At 52.2% G+C, this 22,129-nt stretch carries 21 protein-coding genes; 16 read left to right on the top strand and 5 right to left on the bottom strand.

Annotated elements, in window-relative coordinates:
- Window positions 1-459: 459 nt before the first annotated feature.
- The 3 genes from BM235_RS24045 to BM235_RS24035 are packed head-to-tail and all read left to right on the top strand — an operon-like array spanning window position 460 to window position 1,772.
- Complete coding sequence (locus BM235_RS24045) at window positions 460-1,230, top strand: pirin family protein (protein ID WP_090116783.1); 771 nt, start codon at window positions 460-462, stop codon at window positions 1,228-1,230.
- A gap of 28 nt (window positions 1,231-1,258) precedes the next feature.
- A complete protein-coding gene (locus BM235_RS24040) occupies window positions 1,259-1,495 on the top strand; it encodes a (4Fe-4S)-binding protein (protein WP_090116782.1) in 237 nt (78 codons plus the stop codon).
- Window position 1,496: 1 nt separating this feature from the next.
- Window positions 1,497-1,772 carry a GNAT family N-acetyltransferase gene (locus BM235_RS24035; protein WP_090116781.1) on the top strand — a complete coding sequence of 92 codons (276 nt, stop codon included), beginning with the start codon at window positions 1,497-1,499 and terminating at the stop codon, window positions 1,770-1,772.
- A gap of 66 nt (window positions 1,773-1,838) precedes the next feature.
- On the opposite strand, the gene BM235_RS24030 is transcribed toward BM235_RS24035, so the two are convergent.
- Complete coding sequence (locus BM235_RS24030; RefSeq protein WP_090116780.1) at window positions 1,839-2,789, bottom strand: aldo/keto reductase; 951 nt, start codon at window positions 2,787-2,789, stop codon at window positions 1,839-1,841.
- A gap of 109 nt (window positions 2,790-2,898) precedes the next feature.
- Window positions 2,899-3,786, bottom strand: a complete 888-nt coding sequence (locus tag BM235_RS24025; protein WP_090116891.1) for a helix-turn-helix domain-containing protein — start codon at window positions 3,784-3,786, stop codon at window positions 2,899-2,901.
- Window positions 3,787-4,037: 251 nt separating this feature from the next.
- On the opposite strand from BM235_RS24025, the gene BM235_RS24020 reads away from it, so the two are divergent.
- The 10 genes from BM235_RS24020 to BM235_RS23975 all read left to right on the top strand — a co-directional run bounded on the left by BM235_RS24020 (window position 4,038) and on the right by BM235_RS23975 (window position 14,826).
- Window positions 4,038-5,213, top strand: coding sequence for a sensor histidine kinase (locus tag BM235_RS24020; RefSeq protein WP_177244278.1), 1,176 nt, complete (start codon window positions 4,038-4,040; stop codon window positions 5,211-5,213).
- Complete coding sequence (locus BM235_RS24015; protein ID WP_090116779.1) at window positions 5,200-5,847, top strand: response regulator; 648 nt, start codon at window positions 5,200-5,202, stop codon at window positions 5,845-5,847. The genes BM235_RS24020 and BM235_RS24015 overlap by 14 nt, the downstream gene beginning before the upstream one ends.
- A gap of 66 nt (window positions 5,848-5,913) precedes the next feature.
- Window positions 5,914-6,780, top strand: coding sequence for a CPBP family intramembrane glutamic endopeptidase (locus BM235_RS24010; protein WP_199408963.1), 867 nt, complete (start codon window positions 5,914-5,916; stop codon window positions 6,778-6,780).
- Between the two features lie 28 nt (window positions 6,781-6,808).
- Window positions 6,809-7,801 carry an AraC family transcriptional regulator gene (locus BM235_RS24005; protein WP_090116888.1) on the top strand — a complete coding sequence of 331 codons (993 nt, stop codon included), beginning with the start codon at window positions 6,809-6,811 and terminating at the stop codon, window positions 7,799-7,801.
- A gap of 166 nt (window positions 7,802-7,967) precedes the next feature.
- The gene (locus BM235_RS24000) at window positions 7,968-8,876 is read left to right on the top strand and encodes an SDR family oxidoreductase (RefSeq protein WP_090116778.1); all 909 of its coding nucleotides are present in this window, start codon (window positions 7,968-7,970) and stop codon (window positions 8,874-8,876) included.
- A 432-nt stretch (window positions 8,877-9,308) separates the two neighbouring features.
- Window positions 9,309-9,830: a TetR/AcrR family transcriptional regulator gene (locus BM235_RS23995; RefSeq protein WP_090116777.1), complete on the top strand. Its 522-nt coding sequence runs from the start codon at window positions 9,309-9,311 to the stop codon at window positions 9,828-9,830.
- Between the two features lie 108 nt (window positions 9,831-9,938).
- Window positions 9,939-11,381 (top strand): DHA2 family efflux MFS transporter permease subunit, encoded by a 1,443-nt coding sequence (locus tag BM235_RS23990; RefSeq protein WP_090116776.1) that lies wholly within the window; start codon window positions 9,939-9,941, stop codon window positions 11,379-11,381.
- 22 nt (window positions 11,382-11,403) lie between these two features.
- Window positions 11,404-12,291 (top strand): Rossmann-fold NAD(P)-binding domain-containing protein, encoded by an 888-nt coding sequence (locus tag BM235_RS23985; protein WP_090116775.1) that lies wholly within the window; start codon window positions 11,404-11,406, stop codon window positions 12,289-12,291.
- Window positions 12,284-13,783: a multicopper oxidase family protein gene (locus tag BM235_RS23980; RefSeq protein WP_255374566.1), complete on the top strand. Its 1,500-nt coding sequence runs from the start codon at window positions 12,284-12,286 to the stop codon at window positions 13,781-13,783. Before BM235_RS23985 ends, BM235_RS23980 begins: the two co-directional genes overlap by 8 nt.
- A gap of 80 nt (window positions 13,784-13,863) precedes the next feature.
- Entirely contained in the window at window positions 13,864-14,826 is a 963-nt protein-coding gene (locus tag BM235_RS23975; protein ID WP_090116774.1) for an NAD(P)H-binding protein, read from the top strand.
- A 186-nt stretch (window positions 14,827-15,012) separates the two neighbouring features.
- Here BM235_RS23975 and BM235_RS23970 read toward each other — a convergent pair whose 3' ends face one another.
- Together BM235_RS23970 and BM235_RS23965 are read right to left on the bottom strand one after the other, a co-directional pair.
- A complete protein-coding gene (locus BM235_RS23970) occupies window positions 15,013-15,489 on the bottom strand; it encodes a GyrI-like domain-containing protein (RefSeq protein WP_090116773.1) in 477 nt (158 codons plus the stop codon).
- Between the two features lie 22 nt (window positions 15,490-15,511).
- Complete coding sequence (locus BM235_RS23965) at window positions 15,512-15,991, bottom strand: hypothetical protein (RefSeq protein ID WP_090116772.1); 480 nt, start codon at window positions 15,989-15,991, stop codon at window positions 15,512-15,514.
- 122 nt (window positions 15,992-16,113) lie between these two features.
- Between BM235_RS23965 and BM235_RS23960 the strand changes: the two genes are divergently transcribed.
- Window positions 16,114-17,097 carry a helix-turn-helix transcriptional regulator gene (locus tag BM235_RS23960; protein WP_255374565.1) on the top strand — a complete coding sequence of 328 codons (984 nt, stop codon included), beginning with the start codon at window positions 16,114-16,116 and terminating at the stop codon, window positions 17,095-17,097.
- A gap of 66 nt (window positions 17,098-17,163) precedes the next feature.
- Here the strand turns inward: BM235_RS23960 and BM235_RS23955 are convergent, their stop codons facing one another.
- Window positions 17,164-17,358: a DUF2524 domain-containing protein gene (locus BM235_RS23955; RefSeq protein ID WP_090116771.1), complete on the bottom strand. Its 195-nt coding sequence runs from the start codon at window positions 17,356-17,358 to the stop codon at window positions 17,164-17,166.
- Between the two features lie 266 nt (window positions 17,359-17,624).
- Between BM235_RS23955 and BM235_RS23950 the strand changes: the two genes are divergently transcribed.
- Window positions 17,625-21,143 carry an S-layer homology domain-containing protein gene (locus BM235_RS23950; RefSeq protein ID WP_090116770.1) on the top strand — a complete coding sequence of 1,173 codons (3,519 nt, stop codon included), beginning with the start codon at window positions 17,625-17,627 and terminating at the stop codon, window positions 21,141-21,143.
- Between the two features lie 261 nt (window positions 21,144-21,404).
- Entirely contained in the window at window positions 21,405-21,971 is a 567-nt protein-coding gene (locus BM235_RS23945; protein ID WP_090116769.1) for a TetR/AcrR family transcriptional regulator, read from the top strand.
- The last annotated feature ends 158 nt before the right edge of the window (window positions 21,972-22,129 follow it).

The raw sequence follows: 22,129 nt of genomic DNA, 5'->3' as shown, positions 1-22,129 counted from the left end.
TGAATAACGACATGCGCACAAGCCTTCCGCAGACAGCGAGCGGGCTTTTTTGTTGTCGAAAAAGGTTGGCGCATTATTACAATGAGCGATTCGGGGGGAATGATACACTTGGGTTATCCATCGAATCTCAAACAAAGGAGCTGCTTCAACAATGTCCCATCCCGAAACGGCTTCACACTTATTAGCATGCCCTTTATCGCCAGCAACGGCTTAGCCAGTGGAATCCGGGCCAGACCAAAGCCATGTCCCCAGCAAACTTGCGATAAGGTTCAGCTTAACGGGTCTATCGGCGAAATGTAAGAAGGAACATGAAACGCCGACATGGTGAAAACCTGAGCATCAGATGATGCTTGGGGCAAGCTCGGGGACCGGTTGACACAATTATATCCTAGCATTAGGATAAAAATATCCTAATACTAGAATAAATATGATCAAGCAATGGAAAAGGAGGGGGTACGAATGGAGATTAAAATCTTTAAACCGCAGAACCAAGCAAAAGGCGAGTTTGACGGCGGCAAAATAGTAGAACAAAAGCCGATTGGATTTTCTGGCGAGGGAGCCCTCATTAAGCGCGTCGGCCCCTTATTTTACTGGGCATGGGCACAATCGACCGGCGAAGGCGGTATTGGCCTTCATCCTCATCGGGGTTTTGAGATATTAACCTATGTCATAAAGGGAAGAGGCCGTCACGAGGATACGCTTGGTACAGACAACGTAGTCGGAGCTGGCGGTGTTCAGGTGATGCAGGCTGGCTCAGGTGTCTCCCATGCTGAATCTATCCTTGAGCCATACGAAGGGTTTCAAATTTGGTTCGAGCCGTATTTAACCGAAGCGCTCAAGACGACGCCGACCTACAACCATTACGATCATGAGGAATTCCCGCTCACCGAGACGGAAGATGCCACGGTGAAAACGGTCATCGGCGGTGAAGCGCCGGTCAAGATTGTTACGGAAGTCCGGATGTGGGACGTTACCGTGAAGCCGGGCCGTACGTTCGTTCAGCCTGTGCGCGAAGACTACAGCCTGACGGCGCTCGCCATCCGCGGCGACGGCACAGTTGCCGATGCGGCGTCTAGCACAGACGTTATGGCACTAAGACACAAAGATTTTGCCGTCATCGAGCCGGAGCAAGCGACCGCAGCGAACTTTACAGCAACCGGTGACGCCGAACTCCGTCTTATTCTGATCGAGGTACCGGCACAGGTCAAATATCCTTTGTACCGAAAATAAGATCGTTTAAATTGGAGTGTGGTCATTCATGAATGATGAATTCAAGCGGTACGTAGGGAAAAATATCGAAGTTATATTTCACCCGGCAAGATGCATTCATTCGGCAAATTGTGTTAAAGGGTTACCGGGAGTGTTCAATGTTAAGAAGAAGCCATGGGTTCACGCTGATGGAGAAACGGCTGAAAAAATTGCAGCTCAAATCAATAAATGTCCTAGTGGCGCTTTGGAATATATTGAAACGAAACCTAACGAGATGGAGGAATAGGATGTTTAAAATTAAAGAAGATACGAACGGTTTTTATGTAGGGGAACAAGATCATAAAGAAGCAGAGATCCATTATGTTCCGAGGGGGAATCATACGATTATTGTAGACCACACGATTGTTTCCGATAGTCTGCGTGGTCAAGGTGTAGGAAAGGCGTTAGTGAAGCGATTAGTCGAATTTGCTCGCGAGAAAGGGATTAAGATTATACCGCTATGTCCTTTTGCTAAAAGTCAATTTGACCGTCATAAAGATTATTCAGATGTATTATTGAAATAAAAGAGTGGCTGTCAGAAACGAAGGAGCTGGCCGCAACAGCTCCTTTCGTAATTTTCGCCGTTAAGATTATTGCATCGACTTTTCCCATTCGCCTTTGATTACGATTCCTGTCTCTTTCGCCGCTGCTTCAAGATCATGGATTTCCTGCGCTGTCAGCGTGATTTCAGCGGCTTTTACCGCATCAGCAATGTGGGCACTTCTCGTAACGCCGATGATCGGAACGGTTCCTTTCGCGATGGCCCAAGCAATTGCAACTTGTGCGGAAGTCGCATTGTGCTTATTGCCGATTTCCTTCATAACATGGATCAAGCCTTCGAGTTTCGCGAGCACGTCTTCATTAAATGCCTCTCCTCTTCTGGTGCCGCTTGGGAGAGGATTTTTCGCATTGTATTTGTCGGTTAATGCGCCTTGCTCCAACACCATATAGGAGAAAAACACAATGTTGTTTTCCCTGCAGTAATCAATAATTCCGGCTTCTTCGGATGAACGGTACAGTAAGCTGTAATGATTTTGTACAGCAGAGAGGTTCAGCCCTTCTACAGCCAGAATGCTTTGCGCTAGTTTGATCTCCTCCAGATTGTGGTTGGAGACGCCTGCATATTTTACTTTTCCGCTTTTCATCAACGGAATCAGCTCTGGCGTCCATCTTTTTACATCAAGCGGATTATGGATCCAATAGATATCGATATGGTCTGCGCCGAGCCGGCTCAGGCTGCTGTTCAAGCTGTCTTCAACAGGCCCGCCGACACGCGGATTGAATTTCGTCGAGAGCAGCACATCGTCGCGGCCTTTTGCAAACTCGCCCAGAATGCTTTCGGAGGCTCCCATTCCGTACACAGTCGCAGTATCCCATAAATGGAGCCCGGCTTTCATCGCCGAGTCAAAAACCGGTTTTAAGTCTTCTGCGGTAAGATGATTTCCGAAAACAGCATCCCCGCCGCCTTGACCGGTCCCCCATGACCAGGTGCCAAGCGCGATCGAAGGAATCATTTCATTTTGCAATTTTACCTTTTTCATTTGTTCCAACACCTTTCTATATTCATTACTGCTGCGTTCACCGCATGAGTTAAGAATAGCAAGGAGTCGAACGAACTTCTTTGCCTGCAAGCTCATTCCATTTGTTTATTTAGCTCATTTTGTTTCTGAACGCCGACGGTGGGCGTCCGAATTTTTTCTTGAATACTTTGGAAAAGTGGGCGATATTTTCGAATCCGGTCGAAAAACAGACATCCGTCACAGAAAAGGCCGTATTCGCTAACAGTTCCTTGGCTTTATCCAGCCTCCGGTTGCGAACCCATCTGAGCGGGGGGGTGTTGTATATGGCTTGAAAATCCCTTTTGAACGTCGCCAGGCTTCTGCCGGACAAATAGGCCAGGTCGTTAAGGGAAACGGGATTCAAGAAGTTCTCCTCCATAATCTTTGGGATGCTGTCTCTGTCCTTGCTGATGGGTTGAATCATTTGATGCAAAAAACGCTCATTCGAATCTGCGATGTGGAATAGCAATTCCATCAGCTTCACGCGAACTAGTCCTTCTTTGACTTCGTCAGGGTTCTCGACATAGGGTTTTAACGACTCGATATAGCTTCCAATGCGGTCATTGATCGGAAAGACGGTTATCGGAACAACTTCATTCACGAGATAAATCGGTTTGAGACCGGCGAAAGCGAGGAATTCATCTACGATCTTCTCGTTCAAGAAAAACATCATATAGTCGAGGATGTAATCGGAATCGGGTTCGCCCGTTTTCTCGTACTGGACTCCCATTGATTTATGAATAAACATCATTTCGTTGCTCCGCATCGTATGTTCTTGATCGCCGAAGCGAACGGTATAGACACCCGACTTGACGATGAGCAGAAGATGATCCTGCAAAAAAAAGGTTCCTTTTATGCCTTGCGTGTAAAAACAGAATTCGATAACGGACATCCCGTCCAGCTTCAGGCTCCCTTTTTTATGCGGAGATTTTACCAGTTCATGAGGCGCCTTGACCATTTTGCTTGATCTCATCGTCATGGTCATTATCACCCTTTCGGTTATGCCAGTCTGCGGTTACCTTTAACAAACGTTCCAACGCATATACTTTCAGTATAATTGGAAACCGACAAAAATACTTTGCTGAAAAGCTCAAACGGCTTGTTCATTTAGCATCCGGCTAAACAGGCTCTTTCGAGCCTATTTGTGCGGCGGCATCTTTGGTATAAACTGTATCTATAAAGTTTTGTTATTCATTTCCCAAGGTTCCGGATTCCCTGCAGGAGGATGATATGAAAAAAATATTACCCCTCATGGATTGGGGCATATTCTCTCTTCGTTTGTACCATTATATTTTGCTGTCGTCCCGGCTTCTTATCGTCAGCGAGCCTACGAACCGGTCGTTACTATACTTGATCTGGCTGATCATAGCGCTTGTCGCTCCTATGATGTTCTGGTTTCCAGGGCGGCGGAAGAACAAAGTCTGGTTTTGCGTACTTGAGCTAGTGCTAGGCGGTTCTTATTATGTGAATTCTGTCATCCACCCGGATCTGACTTCCAAAGCGGACTACTTGTTGCCGAGTCTTACAATGGGATACTTTTTGACGAGGGAAACGCTCTGGATCATTCCCGCAGTGACTTTTATTCCTTTTTCCTTTCAGTCTTCCTTAGGCGTAACTTGGGAGCGAACCCTGAGTGTCGGAACGGACAATCTGCTGTTCTGCTTCATCGGCATTTGGACAAGCTTCGTAGCCAATGCGTATTATCAGAAGAATGAACTGGTGGCCGAAGTGGAGCAGCAAAATAAGCTGTTAACGCACTACACTGCCGAGATCGAGAAGATGACTTTGCTGGAAGAGCGCAACCGTATGTCCCGGGAGCTTCATGATACGCTAGGGCACTCCTTTATCTCGTTCATTATGAGCCTTGATGCTTCTATTGCCCTCTTGGATCGCAAACCTGCCGAGGTCAAAGATCGGTTAATTCGCTTACGGACATTGGCTGAGAAGGATCTGGACGAAATGAGGAACATCGTTCACGAGATGGGAGAAGAAGAGGAGTCGAGTCTCATTGGGCAGGTTGAATCCCTTGTGGTTCGTTTCCGGGAGCACACGGGGACGGCCTTGACTCTGGATCTATTGGGGGAAGAGCGGCCAATCCGATTTGAAGCGCGGCAGGCGATCCTTCGGGTCATCCAAGAGTCCTTTACGAATGCATTAAAACATGGAAAAGCGTCTCAATTGCACCTGGAACTTCGATATTCCGAGCGTAAGCTGCACTTGTGCGTTCGAAATAACGGCAAACCGATCGACAAGCTGAATTATGGCTTCGGCTTAACGACAATGAAAGATCGGGTCGAGCGGCTGGGAGGCAGCCTATCCGTGCTATCCGAGGAGGGAACTCCGGCGATAACCGAGGTTAGATGCGAGATCCCGCTGAAAGGAGTGATGCTGCATGGCGAAAATTAAAGTGCTGCTTGTCGACGATCAGGAATTGATTTTGGAGAGCTTGCATATCGTGCTGTCCATGGAAGAAGATTTGGAGATTGTAGGGCTTGCCAAAAATGGGGAAGAAGCAATCAGGGGCTGCGAACGATGGATGCCGGATATCGTGCTGATGGATATTAACATGCCCGTCATGGATGGCGTTGCCGCAACGACCGTGATTAAAGAGCGAATGCCCTTAATCAAAATCATCATGCTAACTTCCTATAAGGAAGTAGAGTACGTGTTAGCCGCGTTAAGCCATGGAGCGGAAGGTTATCTGCTCAAAGCCATTCATCCCCGGGATCTGGCCGCAGGCATACGGGTCGTTCACGCGGGAGGGACGTTAATCTCGCAGGAGATGGCGAGTAAGATGATCAAAAGCATGAACAATGCCCCCGCCGCGAAGAGCAATGAATACGGGCTCAGTGCGCGTGAAATCGAGGTGCTGCATAAGCTGGCTTCCGGCATGCGGAATCAAGACATTGCCGAGGCGCTGTATCTGAGCGAAGGAACGGTCAAAAATTATATCTCCGCCATTTATTCGAAGCTGAACGTGAAAGGAAGGCGGGAGGCCGCCCGTAAAGCCCGCGATTCCGGAATCATGGACCATTCATAGGAGAATCATGACCAAACCGCACTGCTTCTTTATGACTTTCTCGGCTTATACTCAAAGCACCAAGTCATGGAGGAGCTGATGCAAGGCATGAAGAATAGCGGGGCAATAAGGGTTTGGCATTCATTTTGGCGTTTTCCAATCGTCTGGTTGATTGTAGGGGCTCTAGGCATCGTTCTCGCGGATGCGGTATTCCGGCCGCTAGCAGAGCGAGCAGGAGGAATGGTTTCCCTGATATGGACGCTAATCGATGGGCTCGTTGTCGTCCTGATCTATAAGCTGACGATGAGATACTTGGCCCGGCGGTCCGCTCCAGAGCTGGCCAAACGGCGCGCAGGCATTGAAACGGTCATGGGCGTGCTCATTGGGACAATTTTTATCCTGGTGTCTACCTTTATTATCGTGGCGTTGGGGGGTTACTCCCTCCAATGGGCAGGCCATGCAGATATGAGTGCTGCCCTGATCACTTCCATTGGAACCGCTTTGGGAGGAGCCATTGTCGAGGAGCTTATCTTTCGCGGGCTTCTATTTCAAGCGCTGTATAAATGGGGGGGAGACTGGCTCGCGCTTGCCGTGACCTCTCTGTTCTTCGGGGTTGCCCATCTCGGAAACCCGGGAGCAACGTTATGGAGCGGGTTCGCCATCGCTGTGGAAGCGGGCGTTCTGCTCGGAGCCGCTTATATGTGGAGACGGAACTTGTGGTTCACCATAGGACTGCATTTCGCTTGGAATGCACTGGAAAGCTTGCTTGGCATTTTGGTTTCGGGACATGCTGCCGCCGGTCTGTTTACGGTGAAGATGAAGGGTGCCGCGCTTCTAACGGGGGGCCATTTTGGACTCGAAGGCTCCATTGTTCCGGTTTCGATCAGTCTTCTGATTTCCGTTCCTATGCTCATTGGAGCTGCACGGAATCGGAATGGACGCCTTTCGATTTAACCTCAGAAAAGGGGGCTGTGTCAAAAAGATGATGATGCAGGATAAAACTTCGTATCCAACGGCGTCAGGCAACGCAGAGGAGCGATCCCTTAATGTAGAAACGACCCGCTTGGCACGCCTGATCGACACCTATACGCCGCACGATGGTACCTTCGGCCAGCGCATCCCCGGGCTGCACCTCAATCGCTACTCGCGAGTCAACGTTGACGATGTTAAAACTTTCGACTCTCCCTCTCTACTAGTCGTTGCACAGGGGAGAAAGACCGTCACGGTGGGGCAGGATGTCTATCAGTTCGGCCGATCGCATATGCTCATGTTCCCTATAGCCCTACCCATCGCTGTGAAAACCACGCAGGCCAGCCCATCTGAACCATTCTTAAGCGTTAAGCTGAGCATCGACCCTCACAGAGTTGCTGAATTGGTACGTATCGTGTATCCTCAGGGACTGCCTGCCGGTCGCAATTGGAGCGCGGGTTACGTCATCGGCGCCGACTTGGGCATGCTACAGGCTGTGACAAAGCTATTGGACTATCTATCCAACCCTAGCGAGGCTGAATTGCTTGCTCCGCTAGTGATGGATGAGATTTTGATACGCGTTTTGCGCAGCCCCATCGGCGTTCACGTCGCAGAGATTTGTTTTGTGGATTCGGATATGCAGCGGGTTGCGGGGACTATTGCTTGGCTGCGCAATCACTTCACCGAACAGATGAAGATTGCAGAATTGGCTGAGATGGCATTTATGAGCGAGTCCTCCTTTCACGAGCGTTTTAAGGCAGTCACTTCAATGAGTCCGCTGCAATATCAGAAAGCGCTACGCCTTCATGAAGCGAGGCGTTTGATGGTTTCCAAATCCATGGATGCGACCACCGCCTGCCGGCTAGTGGGATATGTAAGCGCTTCTCAATTTAGCCGCGATTACAGTCGCTTTTTTGGAAGTCCGCCAAGTAGAGATGTCTCAGGCTTGCGGCAACAAATACTGAACCCATCTTCTAATGATAAGGGCAACGGAAACAGCCCCTAGCTGCACGGTACGATTCGGAGTATCAGGCAAATAGGGACGAGGAACAGGCAAATATCAGGGCGAGAAGCAGACTAGAATGAGTTTAGCCTTGAGGCCGGCAGTGCGGATGGTTTTATTGCGCACCGCTGGCGTTCAAGTAGATCAACCATTCTAGGAGGACTGCATGATGCGTGTTTTTGTTACAGGAGCTACGGGCTTCATCGGTTCCGCCGTTGTCCGTGAACTCATAGGTGCCGGGCATCAGGTCGTTGGACTTGCCCGCTCGGATAAGGCTGCAACGGCGCTAGCGACTGTCGGGGCAGAGGTGCACCGTGGTGCACTCGAAGACCTCGACAGTTTATATAAAGGCGCTTCCGAAATGGATGGAGTCATTCATCTGGGCTTCAAGACCGACTTTTCGGATTTCGCAGGCGCAGTTGCAGCCGACCTCCGCGCCGTTGAGACATTAGGAGCAGCGCTTGAGGGCACCGGCAAGCCGTTTGTATTCACTTCCGGAACATTATTAGTCGCATGGTCGACCCCGTTAGGGCAGCTCGGAACGGAAGAGATCGCGGTCGACTCTGCAGTGCCCCGGGGTGCAGCGGAAAACGCGGTGATTGCGCTCGCAGAGCGTGGAGTGCGATCCTCGGTCGTCCGTCTCGCGCCATCCGTGCACGGCCAAGGCGATCATGGCTTTATCCCGATGTTGATCGACATCGCTCGCGACAAAGGCTTCTCCGCTTATATCGGCGACGGATCCAACCGTTGGCCGGCAGTTCATCGCCTTGATGCAGCGCGCCTATACCGTCTCGCCCTTGAATCCGCACCGGCTGGCTCACGGCTGCACGGGGTCGGCGAAGAAGGTATTCCATTCATTGACATCGCATACGTCATCGGTCACCGTCTTAACCTGCCAACGGTCAGCATTACCCGTGAAGAAGCAGAAGCCCACTTCGGCTTTCTCGGGGCCTTCACATCGTCCGACAACCCTATGTCGAGTAAACTGACCCAGGATCGCTTGGGGTGGCGGCCCGAGCACCCCGCCTTGATCCCGGACCTCGAAAACGGATACTACTTCAACAGCTCTTCGTGCTGATGGAAGGATGCAGCTTGATCGCGGCGGCCGATCGGTCCCGACGCTCCGCGGGCTGACATCGTGCAAGCCGCGATGACGCTGATCGAGTCGCATAGCAAGTAAGACATAGAAAGGGCACCCGGTCAGGGTGCCCTTGAATTCGTTCTACACCTTGACTCGTTATTTCTTTGAAGGTGTTTCAGTTTTGTGTTCGATAATTTGCAATACTTTTGGTTCAATCGCATTTAATAGTTGTTCGCACCATTGGATATAGCTGGTGAAGACGAGGCAGTCAAGGCAGCTGCTTGAATCTGCGCGGTTATCCGATCGTTGGCTGGAGACGGACGTCGCTGCGCAGAGCCGAGCGCAGCCCGCCTTTTGTTGCATTCAGCTGACGGTAGCGGTATACTGAATTCGTTATTGATCAATCACTATCTTCTGGAGGGTCCAGCGTTGGCTAAATCCGATTTCACTTCAGTTAATCGCAAAGCGGAGATTATTTCCGCGGCGATAGAGGTATTCGCCGAAGTCGGCTATTATCGGGCTACGACGGCACAGGTAGCACAGCGGGCGAACATTTCACAGCCCTACGTTTTCAAGTTTTTCTCGACGAAAGAACTTCTGTTGCTCAGCGCGGTGGAAGCTTCATGGTCCAGAGTAATCCAATCTTTCCGTCAGGTGGTAGAGAAGACGTCGCCGGAATTGTTGGAGGCCACGCTCATTCAAGAATATGAGAACATTCAGTCTACGCACCATAACGAGATGTTATTGCAAATGCAGGCGCAGACAATTCAAGAGGAAGCGATCCAGCAGTCGATGAGGAACGGCTTTAAGGAAGTCCGCGAAATGGTGCTGGCCGCATTCCAAGAAGCCGGTATCGAGAAGGCCGAAGAGCGGACGATGCTGTTTCTTGCGCGAGGCGTGCTTTGTAACGTCGCAGTTGCGCTAAATATGCCCGAATTAATGAAGGGATGAGGCGTAGATCCTTTCATTCAAAATTAGTGATTGACCAATCACTCACCGTTTGTTATAGTGAAACCACAAAGTTAGTAATTGATCAATCACTTACAGGAGGGGATTGGAATGAATTCCATGGTACAACCGGCAATTGCAAATTCTCGCACGATACCGTATCGGTGGTGGGCGCTGATTGCGTTGGCGCTCGCGCAATTTTTAGTGGTGCTGGATGCATCGATCGTGAACATCGCGCTTCCCTCGCTTGGCTCGGAGCTCCACCTAAGCACGAATACGCTAAGTTGGGTCATTACGGCTTATGTGCTTCCTTTCGGAGGTTTGCTGCTTCTGGGCGGAAGGTTGTCAGACAGATTCGGTCATCGAAAGTTGTTTATGATTGGAGTCGCCGGATTCGCGCTAGCATCGGCCGCGGCCGGACTGGCAACCTCGGGAGCTTGGCTGCTCGCGGCCAGAGCGATTCAAGGCGCATCGGCCGCTCTCCTCGCCCCGGCCGCGCTTGCTCTGGTCACCAAGCTGTTCCCGGATCCGCAGGATCGGGCCAAGGCGCTCGGCATCTGGGGCGCGGTTGCCGGCGTCGGCAGCGCTGCGGGCGTTCTGCTGGGAGGGCTGCTGACGGCTTCGCTCGGCTGGTCCTCGGTGTTCTACGTAAATGTCCCTGTAGCCGCTCTGGTTCTGGCGGCGGTTCCCTTCCTCATCGTCAAGGACTCGCTCGGCGAACGCGTAAGTCTGGATGTGCCGGGCTCGGCTTCGGTGACGGCCGGCATCGTAGCGCTCGTCGCCGCACTCTCCGGTGCGGAGCAGGTCGGCTGGACGGCTCCGCAGACGCTGGTACTCGCTGGCTTGGCGGTTGTGCTGCTCGGATCGTTCATTTTCCTCGAGAAGCGCGCTTCGAATCCGCTTATGCCGCTAGGTATCTTCCGCAACAAGTCGGTTACGGGGGGAAATCTGGCCATGTTCCTCATCGGAGGAGCGACGACGGGACTGTTCTTCGCGCTCTCGGTCTACATGCAGCAAGTCCTTCATTATGACGCGTTAAAGGCAGGACTCACCCAGCTGCCATTGGCTGGCGCGCTGGTCGCCATCGCCGGGGTCGTTCCCGCAGCGGTCAAGGCGATCGGTACGCGCAAGACGTTGGCCGCATCGCTCACCCTTCTGGCCGCAGGGCTCATCTGGCTGTCTTTCTCGCCAAGCGACGCTACATTCGCAGCCAATCTGCTAGGGCCTTCCATCTTGATCGGAATCGGATTGGGCGGCGCCTTTGTCTCCGGTACGGAATTGGCCGTGAATGGCGTGGCCGAAGGAGAAGCGGGGCTTGCCAGCGGCTTGGTCAATACGAGCCAACAGATCGGCGGCGCCATCGGACTCGCGGTGTTGACCACGGCGGCGTCGTCTCGAATCGATCGCCTGCTGGGTCGCGGCGCTGCCGAAGCGCAAGCGATGACCGGGGGATTCTCCTGGGTGTTCCTTGGAGCCGCCGCGTTCGCTGTCATCGGAGCGATTGTCGTGCTCGCGATTGGACGATCATCGTCATCTTCCAAAGTAAGTGACTAATCAATCACAAAGGAGCGATCCAATGATCAAAGCAATGGTAGTGAGAGCAGGCAGCGGCTGGGGAAGGGCATTGACCAAGCGCTTAATCGGGGCGAACGTCGAAGTCGTTGCCTATTCCGGCTCGCTGCGCAAGCTGGAAGGGTTGGAGGAGACATACGCCTCCACATCGCTTTTGCGGACAGTACGCGGAAATGCCCGGAACCGAAGCGAGCTTCTTGCGGCAGCGGAAGGCGTCGACGTGATTTTCTGCGGAGCCTACTTAACCTATGATGATGAGCCGGAGAAGGTGCGGCGGATGCTCGAAGCGGTGGGGAGCGTGTCTGCAGCGACTGGTGCCAGAACGGTGATGCTCGAAGGTGTTTATCTCCCTGCCGACGAGAGCATATCGGACCCTGCAAACCCACCTGTTAAATCTTCTATGCGAATCAATAGTCCGGAGTTGTACGGCGAGGGCGTATCCAACACGATTACGCATTACGCGCTTCGCAAAGTCATTCAAGGGAAGACCGTCAAGCGGCTCATCGATCCTTCCGTAGCAAGAGACTATTTATATATTGAGGATGCTGCCAGATATGCGCTGGAGCTGGCTTCGACGGAATCCGCATACGGAGGGGTTTGGAATCTTCGCGGAAATGGTCCGATCTCGCAAGCGGAGCTCCTTGACCTGGCAGGCTCGGTAGTTCAAGCGACCCCGCGGTTCGAGCCGATCGGCGGGTGGCAGCTGCGCTTGCTGCAATGGTATGAGCCGAGGGCGAAGAAGATGCTGAATCGCTTAGAGCGACTCGGCGAAGATAGCGGGAGGGATGGCACTGATTTTTGCGCCCCGTCGCCCACGCCTTATCCAGAGAGCATCGCGTCAACGATAAAGCACATGATGAGGAAACGCCATGGAGGAACTCAACTTGACTAGACGAAAAAACGTAAAACGCCTGGTTTATATCGCTATTCCTGCGATGGTGGTGCTCCTGATCGGCGCGGCGTTAACCACTTATTTCTGGCAAATGCGGCTTCAGAAGCCGGTAGAGATGAACATGGCTCACCATCTGATGGCGGCCGGCATGACCGATATGGCGGGTATGGAGCACATGGCGGGCATGGCAGATTCCTCTTTTGTAGAAGGCGGGGTATCTTGCGTCTCGCTGACGGCCCCGGAATCGTCGGCTCCGGTTCGGAAGTTCGATCTGACGGCGGCACGGACGACATTGAAGCTGGATAACGGCAAGTCGGTTGATGCCTGGACCTTCAACGGATCTTCCCCGGGTCCGGAGCTTCGTGTGAAGGAGGGCGACCGAGTGGTCGTCACGCTCCATAACAAGGACATCGAGGACGGCGTTACAATCCATTGGCACGGGATCGAAGTCCCGTGTTCGCAGGACGGTATCGCGGGAGTGACGCAGGATACCGTACCGCCGGGGGGCCAGTTTACCTACACGTTTATGGCGACGACGCCGGGAACTTATTGGTACCACTCTCACCAGATGAGCTCGATCCAAGTCGGCAAGGGTCTTCTGGGCGCGATGATCGTCGAACCCAAAGAAGGATCCGAATCCGATACGCCGACTTCGGAGACGACCGCCCTTTATCAGCAGCTGGGTTCGTCCATGCTGTTGAACGGAAGCACGCAAGGGTTGGCAGTCCCGGGTCGACCGGGCGATAACGTCAGGCTGAGGCTGATCAATTCGGGCAATGAAACGATGGAATTCCATGTCGACGGGGCGCCTTTCCGGGTCGTCGCCATGGACGGCCACGATCTTCATGAACCCGGGCAACTGGAGCATACGATTGTCCCGATCGGAGCGGGCCAGCGTTACGATCTGCTCATTCAAGTTCCGGCGATGGGCAAAGTCGTCGTCGGCAGCCCTTCGGCCAAAAGCTTGCCGATTACGATCGGCAGCGGTAGCGAGCCGCAGCTTTCGGAAGGCGGGCAGCCGTTCTCGTTCATCGATTACGGCACCCCGTCGCCTAACGATCCCATCCTGCAAGTTCAACCGGATCGGCATTTCGAACTCGTGCTGGGCCAGAACCTTTTCGTCAAATCGATTAACGGCAAAGCCTTCGGCGAGATTCCTCCCATGATCGTGAAGGAGGGGGACCATGTAAGAATAACCGTCTCCAACGTAGGCGGGGGCGATCATCCGTTCCACGTTCACGGGCACGTGTTCCGCGTCTTGAGCAAGAACGGGGTTGCCTTACACGGCAGCCCGGTGCATCTGGATACGCTCCTAACGAAGAAGGGCGAGACCTATGAGCTGTACCTTGAAGCTGATAATCCGGGCCTCTGGATGGTGCATTGCCACAATCTCAAGCATGCCTCGATGGGCATGAGCATGATGTTGAATTACGAAGGCATTACGACGCCATACCGGGTAGGAACCCGATCAGGCAATCTTCCCGATCTTTAAAGCCGTGCAGATGCAACAATTTTGCGAAGCATCGTTCTGTTAGTAATCAATCAATCACAAAATGAAAGAGGTCGAATGGGATGACGATAACGAAGGCGATGGTCATTGGAGCAACCGGCGGAACGGGTGCCGCAATCACGGAAGAGCTGGTAAGACGCGGGATCGATACGATTGCTTTCGGGCGTTCACGGTACAAATTAGAGCAATTCGCGAGTCGGCTAGGCAACCCCGTACATCTGACGCTTGTCGTCGGGGACGCCATGCGACCGGACGATATCGCTTCTCAAGCAGGCGGGGCGGACGTATGGTTCCATTGCGCGAACGTGCCGTACCACGAGATGACGAGCAAGCTGATTCCGCTGGGCGAGTCGGTGATGAAGGCGGCGGACCGCATGGCTGTCCGAGTCGTCGCGATTGACGGAATATACCCTTACGGCAGGAGGCAATCCAACCCCGTGACCGAGGAGCATCCGAAAGCGCCGCATACGCGAAAAGGAAAAGTCCGCTTGGACTATGAACGGATGTTGCTTGGCAAGCAGTGGAAAAAGGCCAAGGTTGCGATCGCCCGATTGCCGGATTATTACGGACCTACCGCCAACGAAGCCTCTTATCTGGGCTCGACGCTGGAAGCGATCGCGGCCGGCAAGATGGCATTTTATATCGGGAATATGCATATTCCCCGCGAATTCGTCTACTTGCCGGACGCGGCGGCCATGATCATCGAGATGGCCGGCAAAGACTTCGCCTACGGCCAGAATTGGCACATCCCGGGTGCCGGGTTAATCGCAGGGCGAGACATCGTGAAAATTGCGCAATCGGCAAGCGGCAGCGTCAAATCGGTTATTCCGTTGAAGAAGCTGGGGTTGTCCCTGCTCGGAATCGGCATGCCTGTTATGAAGGAAGTGGTGGAGATGCTCTATTTAACCGAAGAGCCTCTGACGCTTAGCCGAGACAAGTACGAACGTTTCATCGGCCCGGTCGTGGCAACGCCGTTCCAAGAAGGGATCGCCTCGACGATAAAAGTCTTACAAAAGAGAAAATAACCAATGGCCACTGGCTGCCTGACAAGCGAGGGAGCTTCTAAAGTCCGACGATTCAAGGAGATTCTCAAAGCGCTGGCGAAGCGATATTCAGAATGGGGCTGGTGGCCCAATGACATGATATGATCAGAACCGGCTATAGCCGTACGGGGGTTCACCCGTGCGGCTAAAGTCGGTACGATGACCCTATTATTTTTTAACTACAGGAACCCAAAATTCGCCGTAGAACGTGCCGTCGCCATTTTCTTTGCGATAAGTGGCATTTGGACCGCCGATGTAAGCATAGTCCGTGACTTGCGACAAGACTTCGGCAAAGGCGCGATAAGTCAACTGATCGAACAAAGCTTCCTTATCGCCGATTCCCGCGACCACGATGTACTCGCTTTCCGGAAACTCGATGATGCGCGTTGCGTCGCCCACCGATTTACTAGCTTCTACCGCGAAATAATTCCACGGTCTGCCTTGATAAACCTCGTTGACTGACCATTCGCGATCATCTTTTGAGGCCGCCTTAAGCTTGTCAAATCGCCCGTCGGCTTTCAGCCCTCCCCAGAACGCTGCTTTTTCTTTTTGCATAGCCGGCGCGTCTTGGAAATTGGATTGCATCGAAAAACCATAAGCGGTCAATGTAAACGACTTTTTGTATTCGACGGAGTAACTTTCCATGAGAGCGCTCCTTAGCCTGAGATTAGCCTGCTACTTTTTTAGCACGAAGCCACATTTCACCGTAGAAATTGCCGTCTTCTGCTGCTTTGACGAATGTGGAGTTGCCGGGACCCACGTATTTGTAGTCCGTGATTTCTTGCAGCAGGCCGCCGAAAACTTTGCCCGTTATTTCGTCGGGAAGGCGGTCCTTGTCAGCGCCTGTGCCAGGCACCACGAGGTATTCCCCGGCGAGGAAGTCGAGGACGACCGCGTCTTCCACGTCGTATGCGCCCATCACGCCGAAGCCGCGCCAAGCCTTCCCGCCGATGACGTAATTGATTTGATATTCCTGCCCGTCAGCGAGCGCGAGAAGCTCGGCAAGCTTGCCGTTTTCAGTAATTTCAGCTTTTTTCGCTGCCGTTTTTGCCGCATTGCCTGCCCAGTCGTTGTAGTCTTCAAGTATAACGCCGAAAGCAGTCATTTTGTAGTTTTCCGAGATGGTTTGGATGGAGTAGTTAGACATTTTTATTCTCTCCTTTTGGGATGATTCTTACAAGATTGATCCTATTCGCTAAATGTATCAAAAAACGATACCTATTTTGTTAGAGGCCAAAAAGCTTGCTACATTTCTGATACAATAAAATCATGAAAAAGACCGAACGAGTGAACCTGATCATGCGCTTCATCAATAACCGCGCGCATTTTACGATTGCGGAGATTCAGCGAGAGTTCAAGATATCCCGCGCGACGGCGATCCGCGACATTAACGAGATTCAGGCGATGGGTTTCCCGCTGACGTCCGAGCTTGGGCGCGGGGGTGGCTACAATGTCCTGCAAAATCAGTATCTGTCCGCCGTCCGTTTCACGCCGGAGGAGCTCAAAGCGATATTCATCAGCTTTATCGCTTCGAAAAATTCGCAGCTGCCTTATTTGCAAAATCGCCGCTCTATCACTGAAAAACTCATCGGCATCGCGTCGCAAGCCCAGCACGACGAGCTGATCGAGCTGAATCATCTCTTGCTTTTTGAAAATACGAATCCTGCTAATCCGAATCTGCTGGAGCTCGATGATGCGGCGCCTGCGGAGTTGAACCAGTTGATCTCGCTTGCCGTGCGGGATAAGCACTTGCGTTTGACTTATGAGCCAAGTGTTGGCTGGCCTCAGTTGATGGACGTTTTTTTGATTCATATTTTTAACTCAAACGCGCGTTGGCTGGTCGAGGTTTATGATTTCGATACGGATGAGTTTCGGTATTTACCTGTCGAGATGCTGCGGGATTCGGCCATTTCCGTGCAGAAGATGAAGCGGTCCGAGCAGGAGATTTTAAGCAAAAAACGGCATGGCGCGCGTGAGTCCAATCTGGTCGTAAAGCTTGATTGGACTGGGATTCAGCGCTTTAAGCGCATGCACCCGCCGGGGATTATTTTATCCTTTACAGGAATGTTCCAGTCGAGCGGGATTTTTAACGTTCAACTCGACGCGACCGACGCCGAGGCGCTGGCGTATTATGCGGATTGGCTTTTGTTCTTGGGGAAAGGGGTCGAGTTTGAACGGATTCCCGATGAGCTGCGCGTGATTATGGAAGAGCGGTTAAAGGGAAGTGCCGATACGTTAGCAAAATACATGTAAACGAAAAACGGCCTCTTCCCCAGGATCGGGAGAAGAGGCCGTTCACGTTAACGAGAAGCAGGAAGCTTACGTGAGGGACGAAGGGTTGAAATCGCATTTGTTCAGGATGAAGTTGATCTGGTTCTCGAGCCGGTTGATGACGGCCTGCGACTCCGGATCCTCGGCGCCGCGTCCCCGGCGTTCAGCGAGCTCCTGCTTCAGTTGGTGCAGATCTTCCCCCGCGCGCGAGCAGTCGTAGTTGCTTTCGAGATTGTCGAGCATGTGAATTCCGAATCCCCCCCATCGTCGAGCGAGTGTCTCCTCTATTATGGAAGATATCGGGCAACTTATGCATCGAGATCATGCACGGCGGCTTTGGCGATATTCCCACTAGGTGAACAGAATGCCTGCGACGGTGACGAGAGAGGCAACGATAATCGTCGAGAAATGTCCAATTGTTTGGTAAATGTTTAGAGGTCGATGCTATTCTTTCTCATGCAGCCTATGATTCCATTGCAGAGGGAGAGAATACTTTGAGAGCGCGATCGATGTTCCGTTTGTTGTCTAGAATTAAGCTTCAAATGCTGCTGGCTATCGTTCTGGCGGTTCCGTCCATCGCGATGGCCGGTACGGCGAACGCCGAGCCGGACGCCACGGGCACTTTTGCCGGCAAGCTGCTGGCAAACTGTGAGTACAGATATTCCGGGGACAGTTCAAACTCAACGGTTTATTGTCCGGATACGGTATCCATTGGCTCAAATGCTGGACAATCGTTTACAGGCGTGCTCAAGTTTGATCTGAGCGGTTTTAGCGGAACGGTGCTTGAGGCCGATCTGGAACTGTTCGTGACCAATAATTACGCCAACGATGAAGGCAGTCCCGAGTTGACCATCTATAAGTACAATGGAAGTTGGGCAGCACCCGACACGACCCCGGTGACGGATGCATTGCCTGCATTTTACGGCGGAATGCACTCCCGGACATTTAATATAACGGGCAAGGACGGCGAATGGGTAAAATTCAATATTGCCCCGCTGGTGCGCGACAGTATCGCCAAAGGAGAAAACGAACTCGTTCTCGCATTGGCGGGTTCCTGGGCGGAGGAAGGGATGCGATTCTTCCACTATCTTTCATTTAACACGCTCGTGCCCAAGCTGAATATTGCCTACACAACATCGCCTATCCAACTGCCCAGTCCGCAAACGCGCATTGCGGCAGGGAACGGATTTACGCTGTCTCTTCAGGATGACGGTACGGTCAAAGCCTATGGTTGGATTAACGGCAGCAAGATCGAAGTGCCTGACAACTTGACCGACGTACAAGCGGTTTACGCATCCAACGACTGCGGCTACGCGATTAGGGCAGGCGGTATCGTTAAAGCATTAGGCGACGGCTGTACAGTTCCAGCCGAAGTTCCGAACGGCAATGTCGTCGGGCTCGTGCTCGACGGGAACGCTCCGGCGGTCCTGAAGAATGACGGGACGATTATCAGTTGGGGATCCGGACAGTTCAAGATACCGGTGGAATGGGAGAACATTCATGCGCCCTTCAAATCCGTCTCGGGCGGGTATAACCATGCGGCGGCGCTGACGTGGGATGACGACGTCGTCAGCTGGGGCTCCGTATCGATGGGGGCAACAGATGTGCCTGAAGATCTGCCGGAAACGACGGCTATCGCTTCGGGACTAAATCACTCGCTGGCGCTGCTGAAGGACGGGACAGTCAGACTGTGGGGTTACTATCGCGCTGAGCGGCCACCGGAAGGCTTGTCGAATGTCGGAGCGATCTATGCGAACAACAATTACTCCGTAGCGGTGCTGAAGGATAGCGGGGAAGTCGTCGTATGGGGCGACTACGGACTACTGCAACCGCCGGCAGGGCTTCGCGACGTCATAGACATCGCAGCGGGAAGGGACCACATTGTCGCGCTGAAATCGGACGGCACCTTGGTCGGCTGGGGGAAAAATCAACACGGCGAAACGGTCAACCCGGCACCGCCTGTCGGAGGATTGTCGTGGTTGCCCGGCAGCGAGATCGGCACGACGAAGGCGACGATCGCGGACGAGAATCTGCACGACGAACATTATGGCGATCTGACTCTCAGATATCGGATCGGCGCTGCAGGCAGCGTCAGACAGCCTTATGCCGGCGAGGATCCAGCCGATTACGGCTTCGACACGGAGCTTCAGTCAGGAGACGAGCTGGCCGTCTCTCCGGGGCAGCATATTTATGTCGTGGCGGAGTACGAAGAGGAAGGCGAAGATGGGATCGATAAGAAAATCGCCTACTGGTCGGATGTCGACCCCGTTGTGGCAGGAGCGCCGCCTACAGCGCCAAACGTGAGCGCCGATGACGCGTCCAACACAATCATAGGCCTCACGACAGCGATGGAGTACCAAATCGACGGCGGCGCTTATGTGAGATACGACGGAACGAGTGCGCCTGATCTCACCGGCGCGCATACGGTCAAAGTCAGAGTAGCGGCAGATCCGGCAACGGGAACACCCGCCGGAGCGGCCGCGACGCTGAGCTTTACATCGAACCCGCCTGCGCCTGCAGCGCCAAACGTGAGCGCCGACGATGCGTCCAACACGATCATAGGCATCACGACCGCGATGGAATACCAAATCGATAGCGGCGCTTATGTGAGATACGACGGAACGAACGCGCCAGATCTTACCAGCGCGCATACGGTCAAGGTCAGGGTAGCGGCAGACCCGGCTACTGGAACACCTGCCGGAGCGGACACGACGCTGAGCTTTACGCCGCCATCAACGCCTGATCCTTCAACGTCCACGCCATCAGCGTCCCAGGATCGTGGAGTCGATGTACTCGTCAACGGCAAGGTGGAAAGTATAGGCGCTGCCACCACATCAACGAGATTGGATCAGACAGTTACAACCGTAATCGTAGACGAGCATAAGCTGGAACAAAAGCTTGCGGCAGAAGGTCAAAAGTCTGTTGTGACAATCCCGGTTAATACGAAGTTTGACGTCGTAATCGGAGAGCTTAGCGGTCGAATGATCCAAAGTATGGAACAGAAGCAAGCCGTCATTGAAATCAAGACCGATAAAGCAACCTATACGATTCCGGCACAACAAATAAATATGAGCTCCATATCCGAACAACTTGGAAAGACAACAGCACTGCAGGATATTAACGTTCAAATCGAAATAGCAGCTCCAAATGAAAATACCGTAAAATTAGCGGAGAGCGCAGCGCAGAAAGGCGATTTTTCCATTATTGTCCCATCCATAGACTTCATTATCAGAGCTGCCTCTGGAGATAAAAAGATTGAGATTACCAACTTTGAAGCCTATGTAGAAAGAACCATCGCGATCCCGGATGGCGTAGATCCAAATAAAATTACAACGGGTATTGTCGTGGAGCCGGATGGTTCGGTTCGCCATGTACCTACCCAAGTCGTTGTGATTGGGAATCAATACTTTGCAAAGGTGAATAGCTTAACGAATAGCACCTATTCCCTTGTTTATCACCCGGTAACGTTCGTCGACGTAGATCGGCATTGGGCAAAGACAGCGGTAAACGACATGGGTTCAAGAATGGTCATTAACGGAATTGGCAATGATGTATTCAATCCAGACCAAGCGATTACGCGGGCAGAGTTTGCAGCCATTATGGTTCGCGGATTAGGCCTGAAATCAACAAGCGGCGATACTTCATTTAGCGATGTGAAAACGACGGATTGGTTCAGCGGGGCTATTCAAACCTTATACCAGCACAAGCTTATTGATGGATTTGAAGATGGAACCTTTAGACCGACGGATACCATTACTCGCGAACAGGCTATGAAGATCATTGCTCAAGCGATGGTATTAACCGATCTGAAATCCAAGCTCATCGCTAAAGAATCGGCAACAGAACTTAAACCATTCACAGATGGAAATACAGTTGCAGAGTGGGCTAAGACCAATGTTGCCGATGTGATTCAGGCGGGAATCGTTACAGGTAGAAGTCGTACAACCTTGGCGCCAAAAGCTAATATTTCAAGAGCGGAAGTAGCGGTTATTATCCAAAAACTGCTTCAAAAATCCGGATTGATCTGACCGCGCCCTGCGAACAGAAGAAAAGAAGCCTACTACGGTAAGGCTTCTTTTTCTTATTGGTAGTCCGCATTGTTTTGGTCGATGGTCGCAGGTTTGCCCGGATTGACCGCAACGGTCTTGCTGGCAGCGAACGACGATATTGGCAGCAGGAAAGCCCCAGTGCCGTGAGCAGAACGAGATATCCAGTACGATTGCGCTTGCTCGTGTTTTACTCCCTTATTTGATACACTGTTGATCATGATAAAAGGGGGAGGATGAGCCATGGGAAGAAAACAGTTGTATGCCGAATCGGAGTTACTGGACGTAACCAAGAGATTGGTACTGAATCACGGTTACGATGGTTTTCATCTCAAAATGTTGTCTCAGCACCTTCCCGGCGCCCGAAGTACGATTTATCAGTACTTTTCCAATAAAGAGGAAATCGTTGCCGCTTGCATGAAGCGGGTTATATCGAATGTTTACGAAAAGGTGTCCAAAGTCGATGAGACGGATGCGATGAATGCTCTTCAAGAAGTTCTAACGATATACGTGGAAGAGTCCAAACTTCACCAACTTTTGGGGGACTCCAATAAAATTAACACGAACAATTCGGAAGCTGCAGCCCGCGATCTCGCGTTCGTTGAGAGCGTTCATTTGGATCTCAAAGCGCAGCTTATGCGTCTGATCGAACGGGCGCAGCAGGAAGGAACGCTTAGAAAAGAAGTCCCTCTTCCCGTACTGGTCGGCACGTACTTTAATCTGTTTAACACGCCGAATATGCTCGATGCTCCCGCGTTAAAATGGAGCCGGCTGCTGTTTGATATGTGGGTCGGAGGAGCAAAGGGTTGATAAGTATTTGACACTGGTGTCAATTATGGTGTTTAATATTCGAGAAGACGCTCCGAAACGACAAATTTGACACATGTGTCATAAAAATGAGAGAGGGGAAGATAACATGTTTTTAGCGATCAGAGAGTTCACTCACAGCAAAATGCGGTTTTTGATGA

The organism is Cohnella sp. OV330, assembly GCF_900112065.1.
In the GTDB taxonomy this organism is placed as follows: domain Bacteria; phylum Bacillota; class Bacilli; order Paenibacillales; family Paenibacillaceae; genus Cohnella.
Note: the sequence above shows the minus strand (reverse complement) of the source record. Positions and strands in the feature narration are given on the sequence as shown.